Origin of the sequence: Pseudomonas sp. WC2401, from assembly GCF_041200115.1 — a bacterium.
In the GTDB taxonomy this organism is placed as follows: domain Bacteria; phylum Pseudomonadota; class Gammaproteobacteria; order Pseudomonadales; family Pseudomonadaceae; genus Aquipseudomonas; species Aquipseudomonas fragi.
The window spans coordinates 5,171,700-5,197,844 of sequence record NZ_CP165623.1 but is presented as its reverse complement, the minus strand read 5'-3'; the positions used below and the strand labels follow the sequence as shown (position 1 = coordinate 5,197,844).

19 protein-coding genes are annotated in these 26,145 nt (G+C 60.1%); 14 read left to right on the top strand and 5 right to left on the bottom strand.

Translation table 11 applies throughout. The features are described 5' to 3' along the window. Window positions 1-124 precede the first annotated feature (124 nt). The 6 genes from recC (at window position 125) to AB3G35_RS23865 (ending at window position 11,916) form a co-directional block, all read left to right on the top strand. Window positions 125-3,574 (top strand): exodeoxyribonuclease V subunit gamma, encoded by a 3,450-nt coding sequence (recC, locus tag AB3G35_RS23890; RefSeq protein WP_369782199.1) that lies wholly within the window; start codon window positions 125-127, stop codon window positions 3,572-3,574. Further along, the gene (recB, locus tag AB3G35_RS23885; protein WP_369782198.1) at window positions 3,574-7,263 is read left to right on the top strand and encodes an exodeoxyribonuclease V subunit beta; all 3,690 of its coding nucleotides are present in this window, start codon (window positions 3,574-3,576) and stop codon (window positions 7,261-7,263) included. The genes recC and recB overlap by 1 nt, the downstream gene beginning before the upstream one ends. Then, window positions 7,260-9,344, top strand: a complete 2,085-nt coding sequence (gene recD, locus AB3G35_RS23880; protein WP_369782197.1) for an exodeoxyribonuclease V subunit alpha — start codon at window positions 7,260-7,262, stop codon at window positions 9,342-9,344. The genes recB and recD overlap by 4 nt, the downstream gene beginning before the upstream one ends. A gap of 216 nt (window positions 9,345-9,560) precedes the next feature. After that, window positions 9,561-10,136: a YfiR family protein gene (locus AB3G35_RS23875; protein WP_016783542.1), complete on the top strand. Its 576-nt coding sequence runs from the start codon at window positions 9,561-9,563 to the stop codon at window positions 10,134-10,136. After that, window positions 10,133-11,404: a diguanylate cyclase domain-containing protein gene (locus AB3G35_RS23870; RefSeq protein ID WP_324708499.1), complete on the top strand. Its 1,272-nt coding sequence runs from the start codon at window positions 10,133-10,135 to the stop codon at window positions 11,402-11,404. The genes AB3G35_RS23875 and AB3G35_RS23870 overlap by 4 nt, the downstream gene beginning before the upstream one ends. An 8-nt stretch (window positions 11,405-11,412) precedes the next feature. Beyond that, complete coding sequence (locus tag AB3G35_RS23865; RefSeq protein WP_086798901.1) at window positions 11,413-11,916, top strand: OmpA family protein; 504 nt, start codon at window positions 11,413-11,415, stop codon at window positions 11,914-11,916. A 124-nt stretch (window positions 11,917-12,040) separates the two neighbouring features. Here AB3G35_RS23865 and AB3G35_RS23860 read toward each other — a convergent pair whose 3' ends face one another. Continuing rightward, window positions 12,041-12,988 carry a LysR family transcriptional regulator gene (locus tag AB3G35_RS23860; protein ID WP_106116523.1) on the bottom strand — a complete coding sequence of 316 codons (948 nt, stop codon included), beginning with the start codon at window positions 12,986-12,988 and terminating at the stop codon, window positions 12,041-12,043. A 114-nt stretch (window positions 12,989-13,102) separates the two neighbouring features. Between AB3G35_RS23860 and AB3G35_RS23855 the strand changes: the two genes are divergently transcribed. Both AB3G35_RS23855 and mmsB read left to right on the top strand, forming a co-directional pair. Then, entirely contained in the window at window positions 13,103-14,617 is a 1,515-nt protein-coding gene (locus AB3G35_RS23855) for a CoA-acylating methylmalonate-semialdehyde dehydrogenase (RefSeq protein WP_369782196.1), read from the top strand. A gap of 10 nt (window positions 14,618-14,627) precedes the next feature. Then, window positions 14,628-15,515 (top strand): 3-hydroxyisobutyrate dehydrogenase, encoded by an 888-nt coding sequence (gene mmsB, locus AB3G35_RS23850; protein ID WP_016783537.1) that lies wholly within the window; start codon window positions 14,628-14,630, stop codon window positions 15,513-15,515. A 60-nt stretch (window positions 15,516-15,575) separates the two neighbouring features. On the opposite strand, the gene AB3G35_RS23845 is transcribed toward mmsB, so the two are convergent. The 3 genes from AB3G35_RS23845 to AB3G35_RS23835 all read right to left on the bottom strand — a co-directional run bounded on the left by AB3G35_RS23845 (window position 15,576) and on the right by AB3G35_RS23835 (window position 18,480). Next, the gene (locus tag AB3G35_RS23845; protein WP_016783536.1) at window positions 15,576-15,920 is read right to left on the bottom strand and encodes a cupin domain-containing protein; all 345 of its coding nucleotides are present in this window, start codon (window positions 15,918-15,920) and stop codon (window positions 15,576-15,578) included. A 137-nt stretch (window positions 15,921-16,057) separates the two neighbouring features. Beyond that, the gene (locus AB3G35_RS23840) at window positions 16,058-17,461 is read right to left on the bottom strand and encodes an amino acid permease (protein ID WP_086798898.1); all 1,404 of its coding nucleotides are present in this window, start codon (window positions 17,459-17,461) and stop codon (window positions 16,058-16,060) included. Window positions 17,462-17,598: 137 nt separating this feature from the next. Further along, window positions 17,599-18,480 (bottom strand): LysR substrate-binding domain-containing protein, encoded by an 882-nt coding sequence (locus AB3G35_RS23835; RefSeq protein ID WP_369782195.1) that lies wholly within the window; start codon window positions 18,478-18,480, stop codon window positions 17,599-17,601. A 207-nt stretch (window positions 18,481-18,687) separates the two neighbouring features. On the opposite strand from AB3G35_RS23835, the gene AB3G35_RS23830 reads away from it, so the two are divergent. The 6 genes from AB3G35_RS23830 (at window position 18,688) to AB3G35_RS23805 (ending at window position 25,401) form a co-directional block, all read left to right on the top strand. Beyond that, window positions 18,688-19,452, top strand: a complete 765-nt coding sequence (locus AB3G35_RS23830; RefSeq protein ID WP_369782194.1) for a sulfite exporter TauE/SafE family protein — start codon at window positions 18,688-18,690, stop codon at window positions 19,450-19,452. A 143-nt stretch (window positions 19,453-19,595) separates the two neighbouring features. Then, the gene (locus AB3G35_RS23825; protein WP_016783532.1) at window positions 19,596-20,186 is read left to right on the top strand and encodes an NAD(P)H-dependent oxidoreductase; all 591 of its coding nucleotides are present in this window, start codon (window positions 19,596-19,598) and stop codon (window positions 20,184-20,186) included. Between the two features lie 116 nt (window positions 20,187-20,302). Next, window positions 20,303-21,205 carry a LysR family transcriptional regulator gene (locus tag AB3G35_RS23820; RefSeq protein ID WP_134051222.1) on the top strand — a complete coding sequence of 301 codons (903 nt, stop codon included), beginning with the start codon at window positions 20,303-20,305 and terminating at the stop codon, window positions 21,203-21,205. A 351-nt stretch (window positions 21,206-21,556) separates the two neighbouring features. Further along, window positions 21,557-21,814: a DUF3077 domain-containing protein gene (locus tag AB3G35_RS23815; protein WP_095029736.1), complete on the top strand. Its 258-nt coding sequence runs from the start codon at window positions 21,557-21,559 to the stop codon at window positions 21,812-21,814. A 289-nt stretch (window positions 21,815-22,103) separates the two neighbouring features. Beyond that, the gene (gene ggt, locus AB3G35_RS23810) at window positions 22,104-23,771 is read left to right on the top strand and encodes a gamma-glutamyltransferase (protein ID WP_369782193.1); all 1,668 of its coding nucleotides are present in this window, start codon (window positions 22,104-22,106) and stop codon (window positions 23,769-23,771) included. Window positions 23,772-23,955: 184 nt separating this feature from the next. Continuing rightward, a complete protein-coding gene (locus AB3G35_RS23805; protein WP_134051220.1) occupies window positions 23,956-25,401 on the top strand; it encodes a SulP family inorganic anion transporter in 1,446 nt (481 codons plus the stop codon). Window positions 25,402-25,502: 101 nt separating this feature from the next. Here AB3G35_RS23805 and AB3G35_RS23800 read toward each other — a convergent pair whose 3' ends face one another. Beyond that, the gene (locus AB3G35_RS23800; RefSeq protein ID WP_106116518.1) at window positions 25,503-25,949 is read right to left on the bottom strand and encodes a hypothetical protein; all 447 of its coding nucleotides are present in this window, start codon (window positions 25,947-25,949) and stop codon (window positions 25,503-25,505) included. Window positions 25,950-26,145 lie beyond the last annotated feature (196 nt).

The following is a 26,145-nucleotide window of genomic DNA, read 5'->3' as shown; positions in this document are numbered from 1 at the left end:
TGTCTTTGTGCCGAGAAAAGTTTCGGCGCGTCTCACTCCTCTTCTCACACCTTGAACTCCACCCATCTGGTCGAGCAATGTTAAGGTTCGCCTTTGGATTTTGCCTTCTCCTAAGGATGCCGTCATGCCGGTTGCTACGTCTCTCAATGCGGGATTTATGGTGGTTCATGGCAACCGCCTGGATGAGTTGCGCAACCTGGTCGTCAGTTGGATGCGCCTGTACCCACTGGCACCTTTGGAGAACGAGATTGCTCTGGTGCAGAGTAACGGCATCGCCCAATGGCTGAAGCTAGCTCTGGCCGAAGATACCCAGGACGATGATCTCGGTGGCTGCGGCATCGCGGCAGCCATCGATGTGCAGCTCCCGGGCACGTTCTTGTGGCAGCTCTATCGACTAGTGTTGGGCAGCGAAGAAATTCCCGCCAAGTCCTTGCTCGATAAAGCGCCGTTGACCTGGCGTTTGATGCGCCTGCTTCCAGCCCTTATTGATCAGCCGCATTTCGAGCCGCTGCAACGCTTCCTCACTCACGACAGCGATTTGCGCAAACGCTATCAACTGTCGGAACGCCTTGCTGACCTGTTCGACCAATACCAGGTCTACCGTGCCGACTGGCTTGAAGACTGGGCTGCCGGTCGCCATCAACTGCGCAATGCCCGAGGCGAAAGCCCGGCACTGAGCCCGGCCAATTGTTGGCAGGCCGAGTTGTGGCGTGCGCTTCTGCTTGATGTCGGTGAGGAGGGGATGTCCCAAAGCCGTGCCGGTGTTCATCAGCGCTTTATGGACAAGATCAACAGCCTTGAGCAAGCCCCGCCCGGTTTGCCTGCTCGGGTAATCGTCTTTGGCATCTCGTCACTGCCGGCTCAGGCGCTTGAGGCCCTGGCCGGGCTGGCCCGTTTCAGCCAGGTTTTGTTGTGCGTGCATAACCCCTGTCGCCATCATTGGTCTGACATCGTTGCCGATAAAGATCTGCTGCGTCATCAGTACAAACGTCAGGCCCGCAAGAGCGGAATGCCTACGGCCCTTGATCTGGATACCCTGCACCAGCACGCCCACCCCTTGCTCGCTGCCTGGGGCAAGCAAGGCCGCGACTACATCAACCTGCTCGACAGCTATGACGACCCCAACAGTTATCGCGCGGCTTTTCGCGATGGTCGCATCGACCTATTCAGCGAAGTTGAACCTCTCAATCTGCTTAACCAGTTGCAGGACGATATTCTTGAGCTGCGCCCGCTCAACGAAACCCGCGAGCTATGGCCTGCCATTGATCTGGAAAAGGATCGCTCAATACGCTTCCAAGTTGCCCATAGTGCGCAACGAGAAGTCGAGATCCTGCATGACCAGTTACTTGCACGATTTAGCGAAAACCCTCAGTTGCAGCCACGCGATGTGATTGTGATGGTGCCGGATGTGGACAGTTATGCGCCGCATATCCGGGCTGTTTTCGGGCAGATCGAACGTGATGATCGGCGCTTTATTCCCTACACCCTGGCCGACCAGGGTCAGCGCGGCCGTGATCCGTTGCTGATTGCTCTTGAGCACCTGCTCAAACTGCCTGACAGCCGCTTCCCCGTCAGTGAAATCCTCGACTTGCTCGACGTGCCTTCGCTGCGCGCCCGTTTCAAGGTGCAGGAGCGCGATTTGCCAACCTTGCATCGCTGGATCGAAGGCGCCGGCATTCGCTGGGGGTTGAATGCGCAGCAGCGCGCAGGCCTTGGTTTGCCCGAGCACCTGGAACAGAACAGTTGGCGTTTTGGCTTGCGCCGCATGTTGCTCGGCTATGCCGTAGGCAGTGGTGAGGCCTGCGATGGTATTGAGCCCTATGATGAAATCGGCGGTCTGGATGCAGTGCTGATCGGCCCGCTGGTGGCCTTGCTGGATGCGCTGGAAATCGCTCACCAGGAACTCTCGCAACCGGCGTTGCCGCAACAATGGGGCGAGCGCCTGCAGGCCTTGGTGCAGCTGTTTTTCCAGGCCGAAACCGAACATGACGACTACCTGCTGGCTCAACTTGAAGAGCTGCGCGAAACCTGGCTCGAAACCTGTGAGCTGGTAGGTCTGCAGGATGAGTTACCACTGACCGTAGTACGCGAGGCTTGGCTTACCGGGCTTGATCAGGGCAAGTTGTCACAACGTTTCCTGGCCGGGGCGGTTAACTTCTGCACCCTGATGCCGATGCGGGCCATCCCCTTCAAGCTGGTCTGCCTGCTGGGCATGAACGACGGCGACTATCCGCGGGCACAGCCGCCGCTGGACTTTGACCTGATGGGCAGCGATTACCGCCCGGGTGATCGTTCGCGCCGCGAAGATGACCGTTACCTGCTGCTCGAAGCGCTGCTTTCCGCAAGGGATCAGCTCTATATCAGTTGGGTGGGGCGCAGTATTCGCGACAACAGCGAGCGTCCGGCCTGCGTACTGATTGGCCAGCTGCGTGACCACCTTGCCAGTGGCTGGCACCTGGAAGGCGGTGGTGACCTGCTGCAAGCCATGACCCAAGAGCATCCACTGCAGCCTTTCAGTACCCGCTATTTTCATGAAGGCAACGCCAATCTGTTCAGCTATGCCCGCGAATGGCAGCGACTGCACGCGCCACAGCCAGAGCCGGTACCAGCCGGTTCGCTAAGTGAGCATGTACAGGAAGAGCCATTAAATCTGACGCAACTACAGGATTTTTTGCGTCATCCTGTACGTCACTTCTTCAGCCAGCGTTTGAAAGTGTATTTCGAGGCAGCCGAAGTGCCCTTGGCCGATGAAGAGCCTTTCGTGCTCGATGCATTGCAACGCTACACCTTAAGCGACAGTTTGCTCGAAGCCGCACTGGCGCAGCCCGATCAGCTTGAAAGCGCCTTGCACAGCCGCGCCCAACGCCTGCAAGGCAGCGGCTTGTTGCCTATGGCTGGATTTGGCGAATGCCTGCAACACGAACTGATCGAGCCTTTGCCCGATGTGCTGCAACGCTATCAGCAGCTCTTGGCCCTCTGGCCAGTGCCGCTGAACAGTGCGCTGCCCTTCAGTTTTGAGGACCACGGCCTGACGCTGGAAGGCTGGCTCGGCAACCTGCACCAACGCAGTGATCAAGGCCTGCTGTCGATCACCACCATTCCCAACAGTATTGGTGCGATTAAAACCCGTAAATGGCACCGTTTGACCCGGCCGTGGGTTAACCATCTGGCGGCGTGCGCCAGTGGCCTGCAGATGACCACCGCGCTGGTGGCCAGCGATGACACCTTGCTGCTCGAGCCACTGGGGACCAAGCAGGCCCGGGAGATTCTGGGCAACTTGCTGGTGGCCTGGAAAGTCGGCATGAGCCACCCGCTTCCAATAGCCGTTAAAACCGCTTTCGCCTGGCTGGCCCAAACCGATTCGGACAAGGCCGCTGCGGCTGCGCAAAAAGCCTATGAAGGCGATGGCCAGACCAGCGATGGCGAACGCCGCGAAAGCGCAGCACTGGCCCGTCAGTTCCCTGACTATGCGGCCTTGATGGCTGGCGACGAATTTGAAGAGTGGTGCGATGCCCTCTATCGACCCCTCTTTGATGCGCCTTGGCGCTCATTGAACAGCGAGGCATCCCGCTAATGAGCGAGCAATCTTTACCGCTGGCCCTGGCATTTCCCCTGCGCGGCAGCCAATTGATCGAAGCCAGTGCTGGCACCGGCAAAACCTTCACTATCTCGGCGCTCTACCTGCGTCTGATTCTGGGCCATGGTGGTGAAACCTCCGGTTTTGGCCGTGAATTATTGCCGCCACAAATTCTCGTTGTGACCTTTACGGATGCAGCGACCAAAGAGCTTCGCGACCGCATCCGCACGCGCCTGGCAGAAGCCGCGCGGTATTTTCGGGGTGAGATCGATGCTCCGGATGGGCTGGTCGAAGAGCTGCGGAACCAGTTTGCTCCCGAGCAGTGGGCCGCTTGCGCCGGGCGTCTGGATATTGCCGCGCAGTGGATGGACGAGGCTGCGGTCTCGACTATCCACAGCTGGTGCCAGCGTATGTTGCGCGAGCATGCTTTCGACAGCGGCAGCCTGTTCACCCAGACTCTGGAAACCGATCACAGCGATTTGCTGGGCGAAGTGCTGCGCGACTACTGGCGGCTGTTTTGCTACCCCATGCACGGCGATGCACTGAACTGGGTACGCGCCAACTGGAGCGGCCCCGCCGCCTTGATGCCGCGCGTGCGTGCGTTGTTTGGCAGCTCGCGCCAGCCCGCTAACGCGGAGCAAACGCCCGCACAAATGATCGAAGCCTGCTTGCAGGAGCGCCGCGAGGCGTTGGCGCAACTCAAGACGCCCTGGCTGCTATGGGCACAAGAGCTACGCGAAATCTGCCTGCAAGGCGTGGCCGCTAAAGCCGTTGACGGTCGGAAAATGCAGGCTCGCTATTTCGAACCCTGGTTTGAAAAGCTCAGCGCCTGGGCTGCGGATGACACCCAGGAGCAACTCGACCTTGGCACCGGCTTTACCCGACTGACCCCCGACGGCATGGCCGAAGCCTGGAAAGGCGCGGCCCCGCAGCATCCGGGGCTGGATGCCATGCCCGGCCTCAAGGTCGCGCTCGATGCCTTGCCGAGCCCGGATGCCGCGGTGCTGCAGCATGCGGCGCACTGGGTGAGTGTGCGATTTGAAGAAGAAAAGCGCCGCCGTGCCGAAATGGGCTTCGACGACATGCTGCTGCGTCTGGATGCGGCCTTGCAGGCTGAAGGCGGCGAGCGTCTGGCGACCCTGATTCGTGAACAGTTCCCGGTGGCGCTGATCGACGAATTCCAGGACACCGACCCCGTGCAGTACCGCATCTTCGAGACGATCTACCGAATTGAAGACAACTGTCCCGACACCGGCCTGTTCCTGATTGGTGACCCGAAACAGGCGATTTATGCCTTTCGCGGGGCGGATATCTACACCTACTTGCGCGCGCGTCAGGCCACTGCGGGTCGCTTGCACACGCTGGACACCAACTTCCGCTCCAGCCACGCCATGGTCAAGGCCGTCAATCATGTCTTTGAACGGGCTGAACTGCGCGATAGCGGGCGGGGTGCATTTTTGTTCCGCGAAGGTTCTGAAAACCCTGTGCCTTTTGTTTCGGTCAGATCCCAGGGGCGCAAGGAAGTCCTGCAGCTCGATGGCCAGCCCGTCAGCGCCCTGACCCTTTGGCAGTTGCCCTCCGAGCAACCGCTGTCAGGGGTTGTTTACCGTCAGCATCTGGCGGCCGCCTGTGCCAGCCAGATTGTCGAGCTGCTCAATGGCGGCCAGCAAGGGCGTTGCGGCTTTATCAAGGACGGCGAAGCACTGCGTGGCGTATTGCCTGCCGACATCGCGATTCTGGTGCGTGACGGTAAGGAAGCCCAGGCGGTTCGGCGAGAATTGTCGACCCGTGGCGTGCGAAGCGTTTACCTGTCTGATAAGGATTCGGTGTACGCCGCGCAGGAAGCGCATGATGTGCTGGCCTGGCTCAAGGCCTGCGCCGAGCCGGACGTCGAGCGCCCGCTGCGGGCCGCGTTGGCCTGTATCACCCTGGACCTGCCGCTGGTTGAACTGGAGCGTCTGAACCAGGATGAACTGGCGTGGGAAAAACGCGTTATGCAGTTCCGTGGTTACCGCGAAACCTGGCGCAAGCAAGGGGTGCTCGCCATGTTGCGCCGTTTACTGCACGACTTTGAGCTGCCCCAGGCGCTGATTGCCCGCCCTGATGGCGAGCGCGTGCTGACCAATGTCTTGCACTTGTCCGAATTGTTGCAGCAAGCCGCAGCCGAACTGGACGGTGAGCAGGCGCTGATTCGCCATTTGGCCGAGCATCTGGCCTTGTCCGGTCAGGCGGGTGAAGAGCAGATCCTGCGCCTGGAAAGTGACGAGCAACTGGTCAAGGTGGTGACCATCCACAAGTCCAAGGGCCTGGAATACCCCTTGGTGTTTTTGCCGTTTATTTGCTCGGCAAAACCGGTGGATGGCAGCCGTTTGCCGCTGCATTTTCACGATGCCGCAGGCAATGCCCAAGTGAGTTTGAAACCGACGCCAGAGCTGATCGCCCAGGCCGACGACGAGCGTCTGGCCGAAGACCTGCGCCTGCTCTATGTCGCCCTGACCCGCGCCCAGCATGCATGCTGGCTGGGGGTTGCCGACCTCAAGCGCGGCAACAACAATCGTTCGGTGCTGCACCTCTCGGCCCTGGGGTATTTGCTCGGAGGGGGGGGCATGCTGGCTGAGTCCGCAGGCTTGCAGAGCTGGCTGGCCGAGGTGCAGCAAGGTTGCGACGCCCTGCAGTGCGAAGCCGTGCCAGCGGCTAGTGAGGCGCATTTTTATCCACCGCTCAACCAGGCCACCTTGCTGGAGCCGCGGATCCCGAGCCGCCGCGCCGCCGAAAACTGGTGGATTGCTTCCTACAGCGCATTGCGTATCGGTGACAGTCTCAGCCCCGCCGAAGCACCGGAAAGCGCCCTGGCGCAAAAGCTCTCGGACGATGAACGACTCGACCCGGATGCGCCGCGTGATGTGTTACTCAGCGGCGGCGATATCCATCGCTTTCCCCGTGGGCCGAATCCCGGCACCTTTCTCCACGGTCTGCTCGAATGGGCCGGCAGTGAAGGTTTCAAGGCTGATCCCGAGGCGCTCCAGGATGCCGTGGCGCGCCGCTGCAACCGTCGCGGCTGGCAAGGCTGGATCGAGACCCTGAGTGACTGGTTGCAGCATCTGCAAGATGAACCGCTGCGTCTGAATAACGGTCAGCCTGCTGTGGTCCTGAGTGAGTTGAACCAGTACCAGATTGAGATGGAATTCTGGTTTGCCAGCCACAAGGTCGATGTTGTGCAGATGGATCAACTGGTGCGCCAGCATACCCACGGCGGTGCGCCGCGCGCGGGGGCTGAGCCGAGCCTGTTGAATGGCATGTTCAAGGGCTTTATCGACCTGACCTTCGAGCATCAGGGCCGTTATTACGTGGCGGACTACAAATCGAACTGGCTGGGCGCTGATGATTCGGCCTACACCGAGCAAGCGATGACCGCCTCGATTCTGGATAACCGCTATGACCTGCAGTACGTCCTGTATCTGCTGGCCCTGCACCGTCAGCTCAAGGCGCGGCTACCCGGCTATGACTACGACCAGCATATGGGCGGCGCGCTGTATCTGTTTTTGCGTGGCACCCGCTCCCAGGGGCAGGGCGTGTTTTTCACCCGCCCGCCCAGACTATTGATCGAAAGCCTGGACCTGATGTTCCAGGGCAAACCGCTGCCGAATACAGCTGAGCCGGCGTGGGAACAGGGAGTGTTGTTATGAGTCGTTCGTTTGCCGAGCTGTTGCCTACGCCGTTGACGGCCGAAAGCCTGGCCTTGCTGCAGCCCTTGGGCCGCGCCGAGGACTTGCTGCTGTTGCTCGAACGCTGGGTCGAACGTGGCTGGTTGCGTGCTCTGGACAAGGCCTTCGTGGCTTTCTTGCATGAGCGTGACCCCCAGGGTGATCCGCTGGTGCTGCTGGCCGCGGCGTTGACCAGTCATCAACTGGGCCACGGGCATGTGTGTCTGGATTTGTTCGAAACCCTGAAAGAACCCGATTTCGCGCTGTCTTTGCCCCCTGAAGGTGATGTGCAAACCGGCGCCATGTTGCTGCCTTCGCAGCTGCTTGAAGCGCTGGATGGCGAGGCCTGGTGCAAGGCCTTGCAAGCCAGTTCACTGGTCGAACATGCCGGGCAGTCGTCTGCGGATGCGGCCAGCCGGCCCTTGGTGTTGAGTGAGCGACGTCTGTATTTGCGCCGTTACTGGACTTATGAGCGTCGAATCGACGGCGCTTTGCGCCAGCGTCTGGCAGTGGCTGAAGCCACCCCGGCGGATTTGCCCGTACGTTTGAACGGCCTGTTCGGTAGCCCGGCACAGAATGCGCCGGTTGACTGGCAGAAACTGGCGTGTGCTTTGGCTACACGCGGGGCTTTCAGCATCGTCACGGGCGGCCCCGGCACCGGTAAAACCACGACCGTGGTGCGCTTGCTGGCTTTGCTGCAAGCCCCGGCGGTGGAGGCGGGCGCACCCTTGCGCATTCGTCTGGCAGCACCGACCGGCAAAGCCGCCGCCCGGCTGACCGAGTCCATCAGCGTGCAAGTCAAATCCCTGGAAGTGGACGACAAGGTTCGGCAAAAAATCCCCAGTGACGTGACCACTGTTCACCGGCTGCTGGGCAGCCGCCCCGGTACCCGACACTTTCGCCATCACGCGGGTAATCGTTTGCCGCTGGACGTGCTGGTGGTCGACGAAGCGTCGATGATTGACCTGGAAATGATGGCCAATCTGCTCGATGCCTTGCCAGCCCATGCGCGGCTGGTGCTGCTGGGTGACAAGGATCAGTTGGCGTCGGTTGAAGCCGGTGCCGTATTGGGGGATTTGTGCCGGGATGCCGAGGCGGGCTGGTATACCGCGCAAACCCGTAGCTGGCTGGAGCAGGTCAGTGGCGAAAACCTTAGTGCCAGCGACTTGCAGCAAGACCTGGACGGTACGCACCCGCTGGCCCAGCAAGTGGTCATGCTGCGCCACTCGCGGCGCTTTGGTGAGGGCAGCGGTATTGGCCAGCTGTCGCGCCTGGTCAACCAGCAGTTGCCCCGCGAGGCACGCGCCCTGCTGGCGGCAGGCAATCATGCCGACCTTTATGCGTTGCCCCTCAAGGGCGAGCAGGACCGCGCCTTTGAACGTCTGGCGCTGGAAGGGCGTGGCACTGAGGCCAAAGGCTATCGGCATTATATTGAGCGGTTGCGCGAGCAGCGCCCTGACACCCGCAGCGGCCTTGAAGACCCGCGCTGGGCAGCCTGGGCGGGGCATGTGCTGCAAGCGTTCGAGGCCTTTCAGGTGCTCTGCGCCGTGCGCAAGGGGCCGTGGGGCGTGGAGGGCCTGAATGAGCGCATCACCCGCGCCCTGTTTGCCCGCAAGTTGATTGATGGCGATCAGCAGTGGTACGAAGGCCGCCCGGTGCTGATGACCCGCAACGATTACGGGCTGGGGCTGATGAACGGCGATATTGGCATCGCCCTCATGCTTCCCGAGGGTGAAGGTCAGGCCCGGCGCCATGTATTGCGGGTGGCGTTCGCGCGTAATGACGGGCAGGGCGGTATCCGTTTTGTCCTGCCAAGCCGGCTCAATGATGTTGAAACGGTGTATGCCATGACCGTACACAAATCCCAGGGCTCGGAGTTTTCCCACACCGCGTTGGTGCTGCCCGAAGCACTCAACCCGGTGTTGACCAAAGAGCTGATCTATACCGGTATCACCCGGGCCAAGCACTGGTTCAGCCTGGTAGAGCCACGCGCAGGGGTTTTTGAAGAGGCCGTGCAGCGCAAGGTCAAGCGCCTGAGCGGGTTGATGCTGGGGTTGGGGTAGCCGAAGTCTTGACCCTGTTCCGGGTGCTTTTTTGTGGGAGCTGGCTTGACTGCGATGCTGACGATGGGATCTGCCTGGCAAACCTCGGTGATGCCATCGCGAGCAAACCCGCTCCCACAGGAAATGGCGCGCCCAATGTGACCTGTATCACAGTTAATACACATGTCGTGCTATCGTTACGACACTATTCCTATAAAGATCTCAGAGAAATCCCGCATGGACGTGGCTGTCTCATCGACAGAACAGCATTTTGGATGGCGGCTGCGGCTATTATCTTTTTGCCTGTTACTGCTGAGCACTCCTTGCCTGGTGCAGGCGCAAACGCCCGTCAACCTGGCGGATCAACGCGCCAGGGCCGTGACCCAGGTGGTGCTGGGCATCCTCAGTTATGCGCGCTGGCCCACAGAGCCGGCGCAACTGCAGTTGTGCGTGATTGGCCCCACCGAATACACCGATGACCTGCTCAAGGGCGCGACGCAATCCACTGGCCGGCCGGTGCAGGTGCGGCGTGTGCTGGCGAGTGACCCGGGCATCGCCGGCAGTTGCAACGCGGTCTACCTGGGCAAGCTGAGCGCCGAGGAGCGCAGCGGCCTGTTCAGCAGCTTCAGCACCAAGGCGGTACTGAGCATCAGCGAAGACGGTGACCAATGCACCGTGGGCAGCCTGTTTTGCCTGCATGTGCGTGATGAGCAAGTGTCGTTCGAGGTCAACCTCGACTCCGTGGCCCGCAGCGGCGTACGTATTCACCCCAGCGTGTTGCAACTGTCACGCCGTCGGGCGGCGCAGCCATGAGCGGGTTGAATGCGCCGCAACGACGTCGCCGGCTGCGTTCGGTGTTGCGCCGTGGGCATCTTGGCGTGGCCCTGGTCGCGGTCACACTGGCCAGCGCCTCCATGACCCTGCTGGGCGTGCTGGCACTCAAGGTCTATGCCGATCACAACCTGCACCTGATTGCCCGCTCCATCAATTACACCGTGGAAGCGGCCGTGGTGTTTGACGATCCAGGGGCGGCAACCGAAGCACTGGCCTTGATTGCCTCCACCGAAGCGGTCGCCGAGGCCCGGGTCTACACCGCTGATGGTGAGCTGCTCGCGCAATGGCAGCGGCCCGAAAACGGCCTGTTGTCGAGGGTTGAAATGCTCCTGGCCGACAGCTTGCTGGAGCAGCCGATCACCGTACCGGTCCTGCATCAGGGGCGTGAAGTCGGCCGCGTGGTCCTGCGTGGGCACGGTGCCAATATGCTGCGCTTTTTGCTCAGCGGGCTGCTCGGCGTGCTGCTGTGTACGGCACTCAGCGCCTGGAGTGCGCTGTACCTGTCGCGCCGGCTGCTGGGCGGGATTACCGGGCCTTTGCAGCAATTGGCACAAGTGGCCCACGCCGCTCGTCGTGAGCGGGCGTTCGATCGGCGTGTGCCGCCTGCGCATATTGCCGAGCTGGACAGCCTGGGCAATGACTTCAATGCCCTGCTCGACGAACTGGAGTCATGGCAAAGCCATCTGCAAAACGAAAATGAGACCCTGGCCCATCAGGCCAGCCACGATTCGCTGACCAACCTGCCCAACCGCGCGTACTTCGAGGCGCGGCTGACGCGCACTCTGCGCGCGCTCAACAAAACCCGGGACAAGGCCGCCGTGCTGTTTCTCGACAGCGATCGCTTCAAGGACATCAACGACTCCTATGGCCATGCCGCCGGTGATGCGGTGTTGGTGGCCGTGGCTGCGCGCATCCGTGCCCAGTTGCGTGAAGAGGATGTTGTGGCGCGCCTGGGCGGTGACGAATTTGCGATCTTGCTGACGCCGATGCACAAGGTCGAAGACGCTCAGCGCATCGCCGAGAAGATCATCGCCAGCATGCTTGAACCGATCCAGTTGCCGGGGCAAGTGTGTGTCGTGACCTCGCTCAGTATCGGCATCGCGGTTTACCCGGAACATGGTGCAAGTGCCCAGGAGCTGCTTTGCGCAGCGGACTCGGCGATGTACCAGGCCAAGCGCCTCGCCCGAGGCGGGCAACATGTAGCGGAGTCGGAGCACCCCGCAAACACCGTAATTACCAGGAGCTAACCCCCAACATGCGTGCATTGACCCAGCGTTATCTGCAGTTTTTCAGCGTTGCCTTGTTGTTGGCGACATTGTCGTTGACCGGTTGCCAGACTGCCCCGCCAAAGGGCCTGACCCCGGCGCAGATTGCGGTCCTCAAGGAGCAGGGCTTTGAGTTGACCGAAGAGGGCTGGGCATTTGGCCTGTCGGGCAAAGTGCTGTTTGGCAGCGACCTTGAAGTGCTCAATGCGCAAAGCCAGCAAATCGTCGAGCGCATCGGCACGGCCCTGCTGGGTGCAGATATCCAGCGCGTACGGGTCGACGGCCATACTGACTCGTCGGGCAAGGAGTCCTACAACGAACAACTGTCCGTGCGCCGCGCCAACAGTGTGGTCAAGGCCCTGACCAAGGTCGGCATGCGCCCGGAGAATATCCAGATCCGAGGGTTGGGTAGTCGCGAGCCGGTAGCCAGCAACAACACCCGCGCCGGGCGTACGGAAAACCGTCGGGTGTCGATTGTGGTGATTGCCGATTAGAGATTCGTACTTGGCCCCCCTCATCTTTGTGGGAGCGGGCTTGCTCGCGATTCAGGCACCGCGATCTGCCTGAATGATCGCGCTGATGCTATCGCGAGCAAGCCCGCTCCCACAGGGTTTGGGGTCAGTCCACAAATTTCATCCCGCGCGTTTCGCCCAGCAGCAGCGGCGCATTCAGCTCCGTCACCTCCCGGATGTAATCCCACAACAGGGTGATCCGCTTGAGTTTGCGCAGGTCCTCGCGGCAGTACATCCAGAACTGCCGCGTCAGGTTGACCTCATTCGGCAACACCGGCAGCAAGCGTGGATCCTGGGCGGCCAGAAAGCACGGCAAAATCGCCAGCGAGCGGCCCTGCTGCGCTGCCACGAATTGCGCAATCACGCTGGTGCTGCGCAGGTTGGCGCTGGCGCCGGGCAGCACGTTGGCCAGGTACAGCAGCTCCGAGCTGAACGCCAGATCGTCCACATAACTGATAAACGTATGCTCGGCCAAATCCGCCGCCCGGTTGATAGGCGGGTGCTGGTCCAGGTATTCCTGGGTGGCATACAGTTGCAGGCGGTAGTCGCATAGTTTGCAGCACACATAAGGCCCGTGTTCCGGGCGCTCCAGGGCGATCACGATATCGGCTTCGCGCTTGGACAGGCTGATGAAATGCGGCAGCGGCAGAATATCCACCGAAATAGCCGGGTAGGCATCGACAAAATGGCTGAGCTGGGGGGTGATAAAAAAGCTCCCGAACCCCTCGGTGCAGCCCATGCGCACATGCCCCGACAACGCCACGCCCGACCCCGACACCTGCTCGCAGGCCATGTGCAGCGTGCTTTCGATCGACTCGGCATAGCCCAGTAAACGCTGGCCTTCGCTGGTCAGGGTGAAGCCGTTGGTGCGCGACTTTTCAAACAGCAACGTACCGAGGGCAGCTTCCAGCGAGCTGATGCGCCGCGACACGGTGGTGTAGTCCACCGCCAGGCGTTTGGCCGCGCTGCTGGCTTTGCGGGTACGGGCCACCTCAAGAAAAAACTTCAGGTCGTCCCAGTTCAATGCACTTAGCGATGTGATGTTTTTTTGCATGTTTGACCGGCTTTTATGTGCGTTCTTATTAGAAGAACGCACACCTATACTCCAAAAACAGTCCTGCGACCAATCTGGACACCCGCACTCAAAATAATAATGCCGGAGACTTCCATGAACGTTTCTACCACCCCGTACCAAAACGCCCGCCTGCTGATCGATGGCGAATGGGTCGAGTCGCAGACCACCGAGTGGCACGACATCGTCAACCCCGCCACTCAGCAAGTGCTGGCCAAAGTGCCGTTTGCCACTGCCGCTGAAGTCAACGCCGCCATCGCTGCCGCCCAGCGCGCCTTCCAGACCTGGAAGCTGACGCCCATTGGCGCGCGCATGCGCATCATGCTCAAGCTGCAGGCGCTGATTCGCGAACACTCCAAACGCATCGCCGTCGTGCTCAGTGCCGAACAGGGCAAAACCATTGCCGACGCCGAGGGCGATATTTTCCGTGGCCTGGAAGTGGTCGAGCATGCGTGCTCCATCGGCACCTTGCAAATGGGTGAATTCGCTGAAAATGTCGCGGGCGGGGTGGATACCTACACCTTGCGCCAACCGATCGGCGTTTGCGCCGGGATTACGCCGTTCAACTTCCCGGCCATGATTCCGCTATGGATGTTCCCGATGGCCATCGCCTGCGGTAACACCTTCGTACTCAAGCCATCCGAGCAAGACCCGCTGTCGACCTTGATGCTGGTCGAGCTGGCGCTGGAAGCCGGTGTACCGCCAGGCGTGCTCAACGTCGTCCACGGCGGCAAGGATGTGGTCGATGCGCTCTGCACCCACGCCGATATCAAGGCGGTTTCGTTTGTTGGCTCAACCGCCGTCGGTACCCACGTGTATGACCTGGCGGGCCGCCACGGCAAGCGCGTGCAATCGATGATGGGCGCAAAAAACCACGCCGTGGTGCTGGCCGACGCCAACCGCGAGCAAACCCTTAACGCGCTGGTCGGTGCCGGTTTCGGCGCGGCCGGGCAACGCTGCATGGCCACCTCGGTGGTAGTGCTGGTGGGCGCGGCGAAAAAATGGCTGCCCGACCTCAAGGCGCTGGCGCAAAAACTTAAGGTCAACGCCGGCAGTGAGGCGGGCACCGATGTAGGCCCGGTGATCTCCAAGCGTGCGAAAGAGCGCGTGCTGGGGCTGATCGAAAGCGGGATCAAGGAAGGCGCGGTGCTGGAACTGGACGGCCGCCACATCAAGGTGCCGGGCTTCGAGCAAGGCAACTTTATTGGCCCGACCCTGTTTTCCGGGGTCACCACCGATATGCAGATTTACACCCAGGAAATTTTCGGCCCGGTGCTGGTGGTGATTGAGGTCGATACCCTCGACCAGGCCATCGCACTGGTCAATGCCAACCCGTTTGGCAATGGCACCGGCCTGTTTACCCAAAGCGGCGCTGCGGCGCGCAAGTTCCAGACCGAAATCGATGTGGGCCAGGTGGGTATCAATATCCCGATCCCGGTACCGGTGCCGTTCTTCAGTTTTACCGGCTCCCGCGGGTCGAAACTCGGCGATCTTGGGCCGTACGGCAAGCAAGTGGTGCAGTTCTATACTCAAACCAAGACCGTCACCAGTCGCTGGTTCGACGATGACAGCGTGAACGATGGCGTCAACACCACCATCCACCTTCGTTGAGGGCACCCGTATGAACATCGCATTTATCGGCCTGGGCAACATGGGCGCACCGATGGCGCGCAATCTGCTCAAGGCCGGGCACTCGTTGAACCTGTTTGACCTGAACAAGGACATCCTTGCTGAACTGGCTGCCTTGGGTGGCCATATCAGCACTTCGCCACGCGAAGCTGCCCAAGGCACGGAAATGGTGATTACCATGCTCCCGGCGGCGGCTCATGTGCGCAGCGTGTGGCTGGGTGAGGACGGTGTGCTCGCCGGTATTGCCAAAGGCGTGCCGGCGGTGGATTGCAGCACCATCGACCCGCAGACCGCCCGCGATGTCGCCGCTGCAGCCGCCAAGCAGGGCGTGCAGATGGCCGATGCGCCGGTGTCCGGCGGTACCGGCGGCGCGCAGGCGGGCACCCTGACCTTTATGGTCGGCGCCCCCCAGGCGCTGTTCGACACCCTGCACCCGGTACTCGAACAAATGGGCCGCAACATCGTCCATTGCGGGGATGTGGGCACCGGCCAGGTGGCTAAAATCTGCAACAACCTGCTGCTCGGGATCTCCATGGTCGGCGTCAGCGAGGCCATGGCCCTGGGGGCAGCACTGGGTATCGACAGCGAAGTGCTGGCTGGGGTTATCAACAGCTCCACCGGGCGCTGCTGGAGTTCGGAGGTGTACAACCCGTGGCCGGGGATTGTCGAGACGGCCCCGGCATCCCGGGGTTACACCGGCGGTTTTGGTGCCGAGCTGATGCTCAAGGATCTGGGGCTGGCCACCGAGGCCGCACGTCAGGCCCACCAGCCGGTGGTGATGGGTGCCGTGGCACAACAGCTGTATCAGGCCATGAGCCTGCGCGGCGAAGGCGGCAAGGACTTCTCGGCCATCATCAACAGCTATCGCAAACCTCAGTAACTGGTCGCTTTACCGGGAGCCCGCGTCGGGCGGGCTCCCGGGTTTTTTGCGTGGTTTCACTCAGGCAAAAACGAAATATTTGCGCACGGTTTCCACCACTTCCCATGTACCTTTCATGCCCGGCTCCACCACAAAGATATCCCCGGCCCGCAAGTGGATCGGCTCTTTGCCCTCGGGGGTGATGATGCAATAGCCCTCACGGAAATCGCAGTATTCCCACTTCACATACTCCACATACCACTTGCCGGGCGTGCAAATCCAGGTGCCCATGATCTTGCTGCCGTCTTCGCTGGTGTAGGCATTGAGGTTGACGGTGTGCGGGTCGCCTTCGAGTTTTTCCCATTTGCAGGCATCGAGCACGGGCAGGGGATGGGTGTCGCGAAGCACGGTGATTGGCGCAGACATAAGACCTCCGGTGATGGGTTATCGAACCTCACCCTAACCGCAGCGTTACTCTGACAGATGCCTGGTTCCGACCCCCAGTTGCGCAAAAGCCCCGGCACTGTTTCCAGTACCGGGGCTTTTTTGTGACAGCTGGATGCTTAGTGCGCGTTGGCCAGTGCCTTGCCAGTGCGCAGGCGCAGCAGATAGAAGCCGTAGATGATCAGCAGCCACACTGGAATCGCATACACCGACGCGCGAACGTCGGGGATCATCCAGATTACCGAAACGATCACCGCCATAAATACCAGGCACAGGATATTGCTGAACGGGAACCAGAATGCCTTGAACGAAGGCGTCACGCCCTGTACCGCCATAGCCTTGCGGAACTTGATATGAGTGAGGCTGATCAGCGCCCAGTTGATCATCAGCGAGGCAACCACCAGCGCGAATAGCAGCTCCAGCGCCTTGTGCGGGGCCACATAGTTGACCACCACACACAGCAGCGTCACCAGTGCCGACACGCCCAGTGCGCGCAACGGCACGCCATTTTTGGTCAGTTTCATCAGCGCTTTGGGCGCATCGCCCTGTTCGGCCAGGCCGAACAGCATGCGGCTGTTGCAGTACACGCCGCTGTTGTACACCGACAGTGCGGCGGTCAACACCACAAAGTTGAGGATTTGCGCTGCGGTATCACTGCCGATCAAGGCAAAAATCTGCACAAACGGGCTGCTGCCGTAGGCATCGCCGCCGGCGCCCAGGGTGACCAGCAACTGATCCCACGGGTACAGCGCCAGCAGCACCGTCAGGGCGCCGACATAGAAAATCAGGATCCGGTACACCACCTGGTTGATGGCCTTGGGGATGACCTTTTTCGGCTCGCTGGCTTCAGCGGCGGTGATGCCCACCAGCTCCAGGCCACCAAAGGAAAACATGATAAAGGCCATTGCCATCAGCAGGCCCATGCCACCATTGGGGAAGAAGCCGCCGTGGCTCCACAGGTTGCTGATCGACGCCTGCGGGCCGCCGGTACCGCTGAACAGCAGGTAGCAGCCCAAAACGATCATGCCGACAATCGCCACCACCTTGATGATGGCAAACCAGAACTCCATTTCGCCGAACACTTTGACGTTCAGGGTATTGATCAGGTTGACCAGCGCAAAGAACACCACGGCGCTGACCCAGGTTGGTACCTCGGGCCACCAGAACTGGATGTACTTGCCCACGGCCGTCAGCTCGGCCATGCCCACCAGCACATACAGCACCCAGTAGTTCCAGCCCGATAAGAAACCCGCATAGCCGCCCCAGTACTTGTGGGCAAAGTGGCTGAAGGAGCCGGCCACCGGCTCTTCGACGATCATTTCGCCCAGTTGGCGCATGATCAGGAATGCGATAAAACCGGCGATCGCATAGCCCAGGATCATCGACGGCCCGGCCGACTTGAGCACGCCCGCCGACCCCAGGAACAGGCCCGTACCGATGGCGCCGCCCAGGGCGATCAGCTGGATGTGGCGATTTTTCAAACCGCGTTTGAGTGTGACCGGGGGGGAGTTAGCGTCAGCCATCGGTTGCCCTGTGAGTTGTTATTCTCAAAACTTGATAAAAATACCCACGGCCAAAGGTGCCCCGGGTGTCGCAAGCCCCGGATATTACTCTGGGTAAAAACCAAGGCATACAGGCGAAGCGCAAACCGCGACTCTTCCTACAAGCTTAACGCTTCCAGCAAGGCCACCGCATAGGCGGGCAACTGCTCGAATGAGCGGGCACAGAGCAGCAATTTACGATCTGCCCACGGCTCGCTCAAGCTCACCACTTTAAACGTGCGTGGCGCCTGCCAGCGCTCGATGGTCGCCCGGGGCACAATCCCCAGCCCGGCGCCCCGGGCGACCATGCGCAGCACCCCGTCAAAACCTTCGGCGCGAATCCGCACCTGCATGCGCACACCCACATGCAACGCCTGCTCCTCGAGATACACCGCCAACGCGCTGCTGGCCGACAGCCCGACATAGTCATGGCTCAGGGTGTCGCTGAACGAAAGCGTCGGCGAGTGAGCCAGCGGGTGATGGAGGGGCATGACCAGCACCAGCGGGTCATCGCGAAACGGCCGGGTTTGCAGGTCGCGGGTGTCGACCGCACTGGAGATCACGCCGATATCGGCTGCATTCAGACGCAACGCATGAGTAATGCGCAGGCTGGTGAGCTCTTGCTGATCGACGCTGATAGTGGGGTGCTGGCGCACAAAGTCGGCGAGCAACTCGGGCAGGTATTCGGTGAGGGCGGCAGTGTTGCACAGCAGGCGCACACGGCCTTTGAAGCCTTGGGCGTATTCGCTCAGGTCGTGATTCATGCGCTCGACCTGCTGCAAGAGCAGGCGCGCATGCTGTGCCAGCGCTTGCCCGGCCGGTGTCGGACTGACACCACGCCGGCTGCGCTGCAAAAAGGCCACGCCCAGGGACGCTTCCATCGCCCTGATCCGCGCACTGGCGGCGGGCAGCGATAAATGACTGAGGCTGGCGCCAGCGGTGATATTGCCCGCCTGCAGCACATTCAAGTACAGGCGCAGATCTACCAGATCGAAATGCATGAAAAGTCCTTACCCCTATGGCAGGCGTGTTGTGGGGGCGGGCTTGCTCGCGATGGTATCGCCTCGGTTTGCCTGACAAACCGCGTAGCCTGAATCGCGAGCAAGCCCGCTCCCACAAGGAGTGTGTGTTCTGCCTATTGCCGGACAAGAGGCTGGCTCTGTGCATTGCGCATTTCCAGGCGCATGGGCATGCCCCAGCATAGGCCCATGAAAACACTTGTCGAGTTCTATCAAAATATGGGTTGGGCCTTGTCACTGCTGGTGATGATGACCTTTTTGCTGGCCGGTACGGTCAAGGGCGTCATTGGCCTTGGCTTGCCGACCGTCGCAATGGGCATGCTCGGCCTGGCTATTGCTCCGGCACAGGCTGCGGCACTGCTGATTATCCCTTCCATTGTCACCAATGTCTGGCAACTGGCCGCAGGGGGGGAGTTGCGGGCCTTGGTAAAACGCCTGTGGCCCATGCAGCTGGGGATTTTTATCGGCACCGCCCTGGGCATGCTCTGGCTCAGTATCGACGGCGGTAGCTGGGTGGTACGAGCGCTGGGCGCGGCCCTGTTGCTTTATGCCCTCAGCGGGTTGTTCCTGCCCACCCTGCGCGTCGCTACGCAGCGCGAACCCTGGCTGGGCCCGGTGTGCGGCGTAATCACCGGGGTCATTACCTCGGCCACCGGCGTGTTCGTGATCCCCGCGGTGCCCTATCTGCAAGCGTTGGGCCTGAGCAAAAACCAGTTGGTGCAGGCCTTGGGATTGTCCTTCAGCGTCTCCACATTGGCCCTTGCCGCCGGGCTTTACTGGCGCGGCAACCTGGGCGGCGGTGAGCTCAATGCCTCATTGCTGGCGCTGGTGCCCGCCATGCTCGGCATGTGGCTGGGGCAATGGTTGCGTCAGCGCATCAGTGCCCTGCTGTTTAAACGGGTGTTTTTTATCGGCATGGCACTGCTGGGCACTCACTTGTTAATCAACAATTGATTATGGATTCGTGCTGGAGCGGCAAAGGTGATTTGACCCACTACGGGTTTTTCTCATGCGAGGGCATCGATATTCTGCCGACATGTTTTTTAACCCCCCATGTCGCTCAACAGCGCTGAGGGTTTAACCCCTGGAGGCTGATGATGAAAAAAATACTTTTGCTTAACGGTGCGAAAAAATTCGCCCACTCCGATGGTCGCTACAACCTGACCATGCACGACACTGCGTTGGCGTTTTTTGATCGTCAGGGTTTTGAAGTCAAAGTGACCCATATCGACGAAGGCTACGATATCGCCGAGGAAGTGGAAAAATTCCTCTGGGCTGACGTGATCATCTACCAAATGCCGGGCTGGTGGATGGGCGCGCCGTGGATTGTTAAAAAGTACATGGATGAAGTATTCACCGAGGGTCACGGCAAGCTCTACGCCAGTGACGGCCGCACCCGTTCCGACGCTTCGCAGCGCTACGGCAGCGGTGGCCTGATTCAGGGCAAGCAGTACATGCTGTCGCTGACCTGGAACGCCCCGCAGCAGGCGTTCGATGACCCGGCCGACTTCTTTGAAGGCAAGGGCGTGGACGCGGTGTACTTCCCGTTCCACAAGGCCAATGAATTTTTGGGCATGACCGGCTTGCCGACCTTCCTGTGTGTTGACGTGATGAAGCGCCCGCAACCTGAAGTTGACGCCGCCCGTTACGAGCAGCACCTAGCCGAGGTGTTCGGCCTCAAGGCATAAGCGCCGCCGGGGTGGGAGCGGGCTTGCTGGCGATGCAGTCAACGCGGTTGTCCTGACGACTCGCGGTGATACCATCGCGAGCAAGCCCGCTCCCACACGTAGATAAGGTCGACCGCGTGAAAGCCAGATCCGATGAGCTGCAAATTTTTGTTTCGGTCATCGAGTGCGGCTCGATTTCCGCCGCCGCCGAACAGGCCGGGCAAACTCCTTCGGCCGTGAGCCGCACGCTGTCACGGCTCGAAGCCAAGCTTGAAACCACGCTGATCAATCGCACCACCCGGCGCATGGACCTGACCGAAGAGGGCAAGTTCTTCTTCGAGCGCGCCAAGCAGATCCTTGAGCAGATGGACGAGCTGGAAGAGCGCCTCATCTCCCATCAGCGCACCCCCTCCGGGCGCCTGCGGATCAACGCCGCGGCGCCATTCGTGCTGCATGCCATCGTGCCGTATATCCCTGAATTTCGCGCGCTGTACCCCGAGATTCAGCTCGAACTCAACAGCAACGACCTGATTATCGACTTGCTGGAGCAAAGTACCGACATTGCCATCCGCATCGGCACCCTGGCCGACTCCACCCTGCATGCCCGCTCCCTGGGGTGCAGCCCGCTGAATATCCTTGCCAGTCCGGACTACATCGCCGCCCACGGCATGCCCACAAATGTTGCAGATTTGGCCCACCATACTCTGATCGGCTTTACCCAGAACGATGGCCTCAACCAGTGGCCGCTGCGGTATGCCCAGGGCGACCGCTGGCCCATCCAGCCGGCCATCAGTGCCTCCAGCGGTGAAACCGTGCGGCATCTGGCGTTGCAAGGGCAGGGCATCGCTTGCCTGTCGCATTTCATGACCCACGAAGACATCGCCGCCGGGCGCCTGCGCGTGGTGCTGGGTGAGTTCAACAGCGGCTATCGCCAGCCGATCCACGCCGTGTATTACCGCAACTCGCAGCTGGCGCTGCGCATCCAGTGCTTTCTGGACTTTATCCAGGCCAAGCTGGCGGGGTATGCCATCTGCGACTAGCGCTAACCCACAGGGTTTGCGTGAAGTTCCTACATATAAAGCAACGTCTGCACCTGCTGCGTCGCTTTCTATTGAGGGACGATTCCTAGAGAATCCTGGCTGTCTTGTGGCGCTGCACACGGGTGGATAGTCTCGCTGGGTCGCTGATTTCAGTGACCGGTTTTGACAGACCGCCCAAACCCATCTCCAGCGCTTTTCATGTTGCTCAATGTTATGGCGGCTGTGTGCGGGGCACGTTCTAGTGCGCCGAGTTAGGGTGGATCCTCGGTCTGTCAACCCGCATGCAGCTGCCACCCTTACCGATTGACAGCGGGAAGTGGCAGTTTTTTCAGACTTTTTTGGAATCCTCCCATGAAAAAAATTGTTCCCGATCCTCCGCTGTTCACCACCGCCCATCAGGGCACGTCGTTATTCAGCATCAACCCCGGGGTGCCAATGCAGGAGGCGCTCAAACATGCCTCGCTGTTGCTCAAGGGCGCGGAACTGACCGCCGACGATATCCATTCCCACCTCAGCGGCTATGAAGCGGAGCAGTTGTGGTGCGTGATTCACGGTGTCGAAATGGCCCGTGGTCTGGTGGATGCACTGCTCACCGAAGCGCACACATAACGCCCTCTGTAGCAGCTGCCGTAGGAACGAGGCTGCGTCCGGCTGCGAAGCAGTCGTAGAACCCTGCAACCCGGTGTTTCAGGCATACCGCGTTTGCCGGAATTGCGACTGCTGCGCAGCCGGACGCAGCCTCGTTCCTACGGCAGCTGCTACGAGTCCCGTTTCGGCGCAGAACCGTGCTGTCCTCAAGCTTGTGCGTCATTGCGCACTTTCGCTTTTGTTGTTTGAAAATGTTGCCGAATTCAGACAAGGTTTGGCCACAGTTGATAACAATAAAAGGATGTATCGAATGCGCATTGTGTGGTTCAAAACCCTGGCCCTGACGGCGGCTATCGTTGCCGGCTCTTCGGCGTATGCCGTCACCCTGGACGGCGGCGCGGTGGCCGCACCCGATCAATATGGCGCCGAAGTGGCTGCGCAAATTCTGAAAAAAGGCGGCAACGCGGTAGACGCCGCAGTCGCCACCGCCTTTACCCTGGCCGTGACCTATCCCGAAGCCGGCAATATCGGCGGTGGCGGGTTTATGACGATGTATATCGACGGCAAACCCTACTTCCTCGACTATCGCGAAACGGCCCCCAAAGCCGCCAGCCGCGATATGTATCTGGACGACAAGGGTGAAATCATCGAGAACCTGAGCCTGGTCGGCTCCCGCGCTGCAGGCGTGCCGGGCACGGTGATGGGCCTGTGGGAAGCGCACCAGCGCTTTGGCAAGTTGCCGTGGGCCGAGCTGCTGACCCCGGCCGTGGGCTACGCGAAAAACGGCTTCACGGTGGCCGACCAGCAATTCCAATACCGCGAAGATGCGCTGGCGCTGTTCAAGGGCACTACCAATTTCGGTGACTACTTTGGCAGCATGAAACCCGGACAAACCTTCAAGCAGCCAGAGCTGGCCGAGACCCTGGAGCGCATTGCCGACCAAGGGGCCAAGGAGTTTTACCACGGCAAGACCGCCGATCTGCTGGTCGCGCAAATGCAGGCAGACAAAGGCCTGATCACCAAGCAAGACCTTAACGACTACAAGGTCAACTGGCGTGAGCCAATGCGCGTCGATTTCCGTGGCAACACGTTGTACACCGCGCCGCTGCCAAGCTCGGGCGGTATCGCTCTGGCACAGTTGATCGGCATTAAAGAAGACCGCGCCGCGGACTTCAAAGGCGTCGAACTGAACTCTGCGCCGTACATCCACCTGTTGGCCGAAATCGAAAAACGCGTTTTCGCCGATCGCGCCGACTACCTGGGCGACCCGGCTTTCGGCAAGATGCCCGTGGCTGAACTGACCGACCCGGCCTATATCGCCAAGCGTGCAAAAGAGGTCAATCCGAAAGCGATTTCCGCGACTGCCAATGTCAAACCGGGCCTGGAACCACATCAGACCACGCACTTCTCCATTGTCGACAAACAGGGTAATGCGGTCAGCAATACCTATACCCTGAACTGGGATTACGGCAGCGGTGTTGTGGTTAAGGGCGCGGGCTTTTTGCTGAACGATGAAATGGATGACTTCAGCTCCAAGCCTGGCGTAGCCAACGCCTTTGGTGTGGTAGGCGGCAATGCCAACGCCATTGAACCAGGCAAACGCATGTTGTCGTCCATGAGCCCAAGCCTGGTGACCCGTGACGGTCAGGTCACGCTGGTACTGGGCACGCCGGGTGGTTCGCGGATTTTCACCTCGATTTTCCAGGTGCTGAACAACATCTATGACTACAACCTGCCACTGGAAAAAGCCGTAGCCGCGCAGCGTGTGCATCACCAGTTGTTGCCTAAAGACACAATCTATTTCGACGCCTACGCGCCGCTGACCGGCAAGGTGGCGGATGAGCTCAAAGCGATGGGCTACACCCTGGAGGATCAGGGCTGGAACATGGGGGATATCCAGGCCATCCAGGTCAAGGGTACAGCGCTTGAAACCGCCTCCGACCCGCGTAGCCGTGGTGTGGGGATGGTGGTGAAGTAGTAAACCCGATTCTTTGTGGGAGCGGGCTTGCTCGCGATTCAGGCTATGCGGTTTGTCAGGCAAACCGAGACGATGCCATCGCGAGCAAGCCCGCTCCCACAAGTGTTTTATAACGTCTGCAATTTGTTACCATCTGTTGCTTGTTACTCCCTCCGTTTTCCCCGTCCCGAATTTTAGGTAAGCCATGAAACTCTCACGTCTGCGCGCTGATGTCCTGGCCGGGCTCACGACGTCTTTTGCCCTGTTGCCCGAGTGCATCGCGTTCGCGCTGGTTGCCCATCTCAACCCGCTGATGGGCCTGTATGGCGCCTTTATTATTTGCACGCTTACCGCGCTGTTTGGCGGGCGGCCGGGCATGGTGTCCGGTGCCGCCGGGTCGATGGCGGTGGTGATCGTCGCGCTGGTGGTGCAACACGGTGTGCAGTACCTGCTGGCCACGGTGCTGCTAAGCGGGCTGATCATGCTGGCGTTCGGCCTGCTCAAACTGGGCAAGCTGGTGCGCATGGTGCCGCACCCGGTGATGCTGGGGTTCGTCAACGGCCTGGCAATCGTGATTGCCCTGGCGCAACTGGATCACTTCAAGGACGGCGACACCTGGCTCAGCGGCATGGCGCTGTACATGATGATCGGGCTGGTGGCCGCAACGATGGCCATTGTCTACCTGCTGCCGCGCCTGACCCGTGCCGCGCCGCCTGCGCTGGTGGCCATTCTGGGCGTTGGATTGGCGGTGTACCTGCTGGGCCTGCCGACCCGTACCCTGGGCGATATGGCGCATATCGCGGGTGGTTTGCCGAGCTTCAACCTGCCGCAGATTCCCTGGACGCTTGAGACCCTGGGCATCATCGCGCCCTATGCCGTGGTGATGGCAGTGGTCGGTTTGCTGGAAACCCTGCTGACCCTCAACCTGACCGACGAAATTACCGAAAGCCGTGGCTACCCCGACCGCGAGTGCGTGGCTCTGGGCGCAGCCAATATGGTCTCGGGGGCATTCGGCGGCATGGGCGGTTGCGCGATGATCGGCCAGACCGTGGTCAACCTCAGTTCCGGCGGGCGCGGGCGGTTGTCCGGGGTGACTGCCGGGGTGATGATCCTGCTGTTTGTGTTGTTCCTGTCGCCGTTTATCGAGCGGATTCCACTGGCGGCGCTGGTGGGGGTGATGTTTGTGGTGTCACAGCAGACCTTCGCCTGGGCCTCGTTGCGAGTCCTCAACAAAGTGCCGCTCAACGATGTGCTGGTGATTGTCGCGGTAACGGTGATTACCGTGTTTACCGACCTGGCAGTGGCAGTGATGTGTGGAGTGATTATCGCTGCGCTCAACTTCGCCTGGCAGCAGGGGCGTCAGATATACGCTGATACGGACCTGCAAAGCGACGGCAGCAAGCTTTACCGTGTGCACGGCACGCTGTTTTTTGCCTCGACTACGGCGTTTCTCAAGCAGTTCGACCCGGCCAATGACCCGGCGCAGGTGACACTCGATTGTCGGCATTTGAACTTTGTTGATTATTCGGCCATTGCGGCTCTCGATACGCTGCGCGAGCGCTATCGCAAAGCGGGCAAACATCTGCGGGTGTTGCACCTGTCCGAGCGCAGTAAAAAGTTGCTCAAGCGTGCTCGCGTACATCACGAGTAATGGGGATAGGCTGTGGCAAATTAAGTAACACTTTTAGTTATTGGATCAGGAATATAAGCGGGTACATAGCAAGTATGTGACCCGCTGACGACTGTAGATGATTAAAACGCGGGGATCATTTCTTTAGTAAAGCACCGTGGGTCGGAGCCTTTACGGTCAAAAACGAACTCGAATTCAACTGAACCCAAACGAGGCTCGGTAATGCTCTGTGCAATACGTATCTTGCGTTTGACGCCATCCTGTTGCAGGTTTTTGTTGGTTTTATCCCAATCAGTATTCTGGTTTGTAGACGAACCCCAAATGCGCATGTTCAGGTTAGCTTCGCTTCGCGATGCAGAACTGCTTGGGCTGTTGATTTTATAATCGGTTGCGAAGACGCTCAGTAAGTTGCCATTTCTGACCGCTGTTACGTAAGCGGTACCCGTGAATCCACCTGCCGAGCAACTGAGTGTGTAGTCTCTGCTGGTTTCCGCGAACGATGCAGACGCCGCCAATAAAAGTGCGGCGGCAAGACCAGCCTTGGTTGCGATTTTTTTTTCAAATAACATAGTAGTGGGTCCTGTTGATGTTTAGACCCGGTGAGTTTAAATACAGTATTTGATATGTAGGGAGAGTGGTTTTTACATTTGTGTGTGGGATTTTTTTTGCAAGCGTGTAGCTGTGTTGAACTTGTTGCGGCTCAAGCTTCCATCATTCTTGTGCTCTGATATCTGACCAAGTTTTTTAAAGTGGGGTTCAACCGTT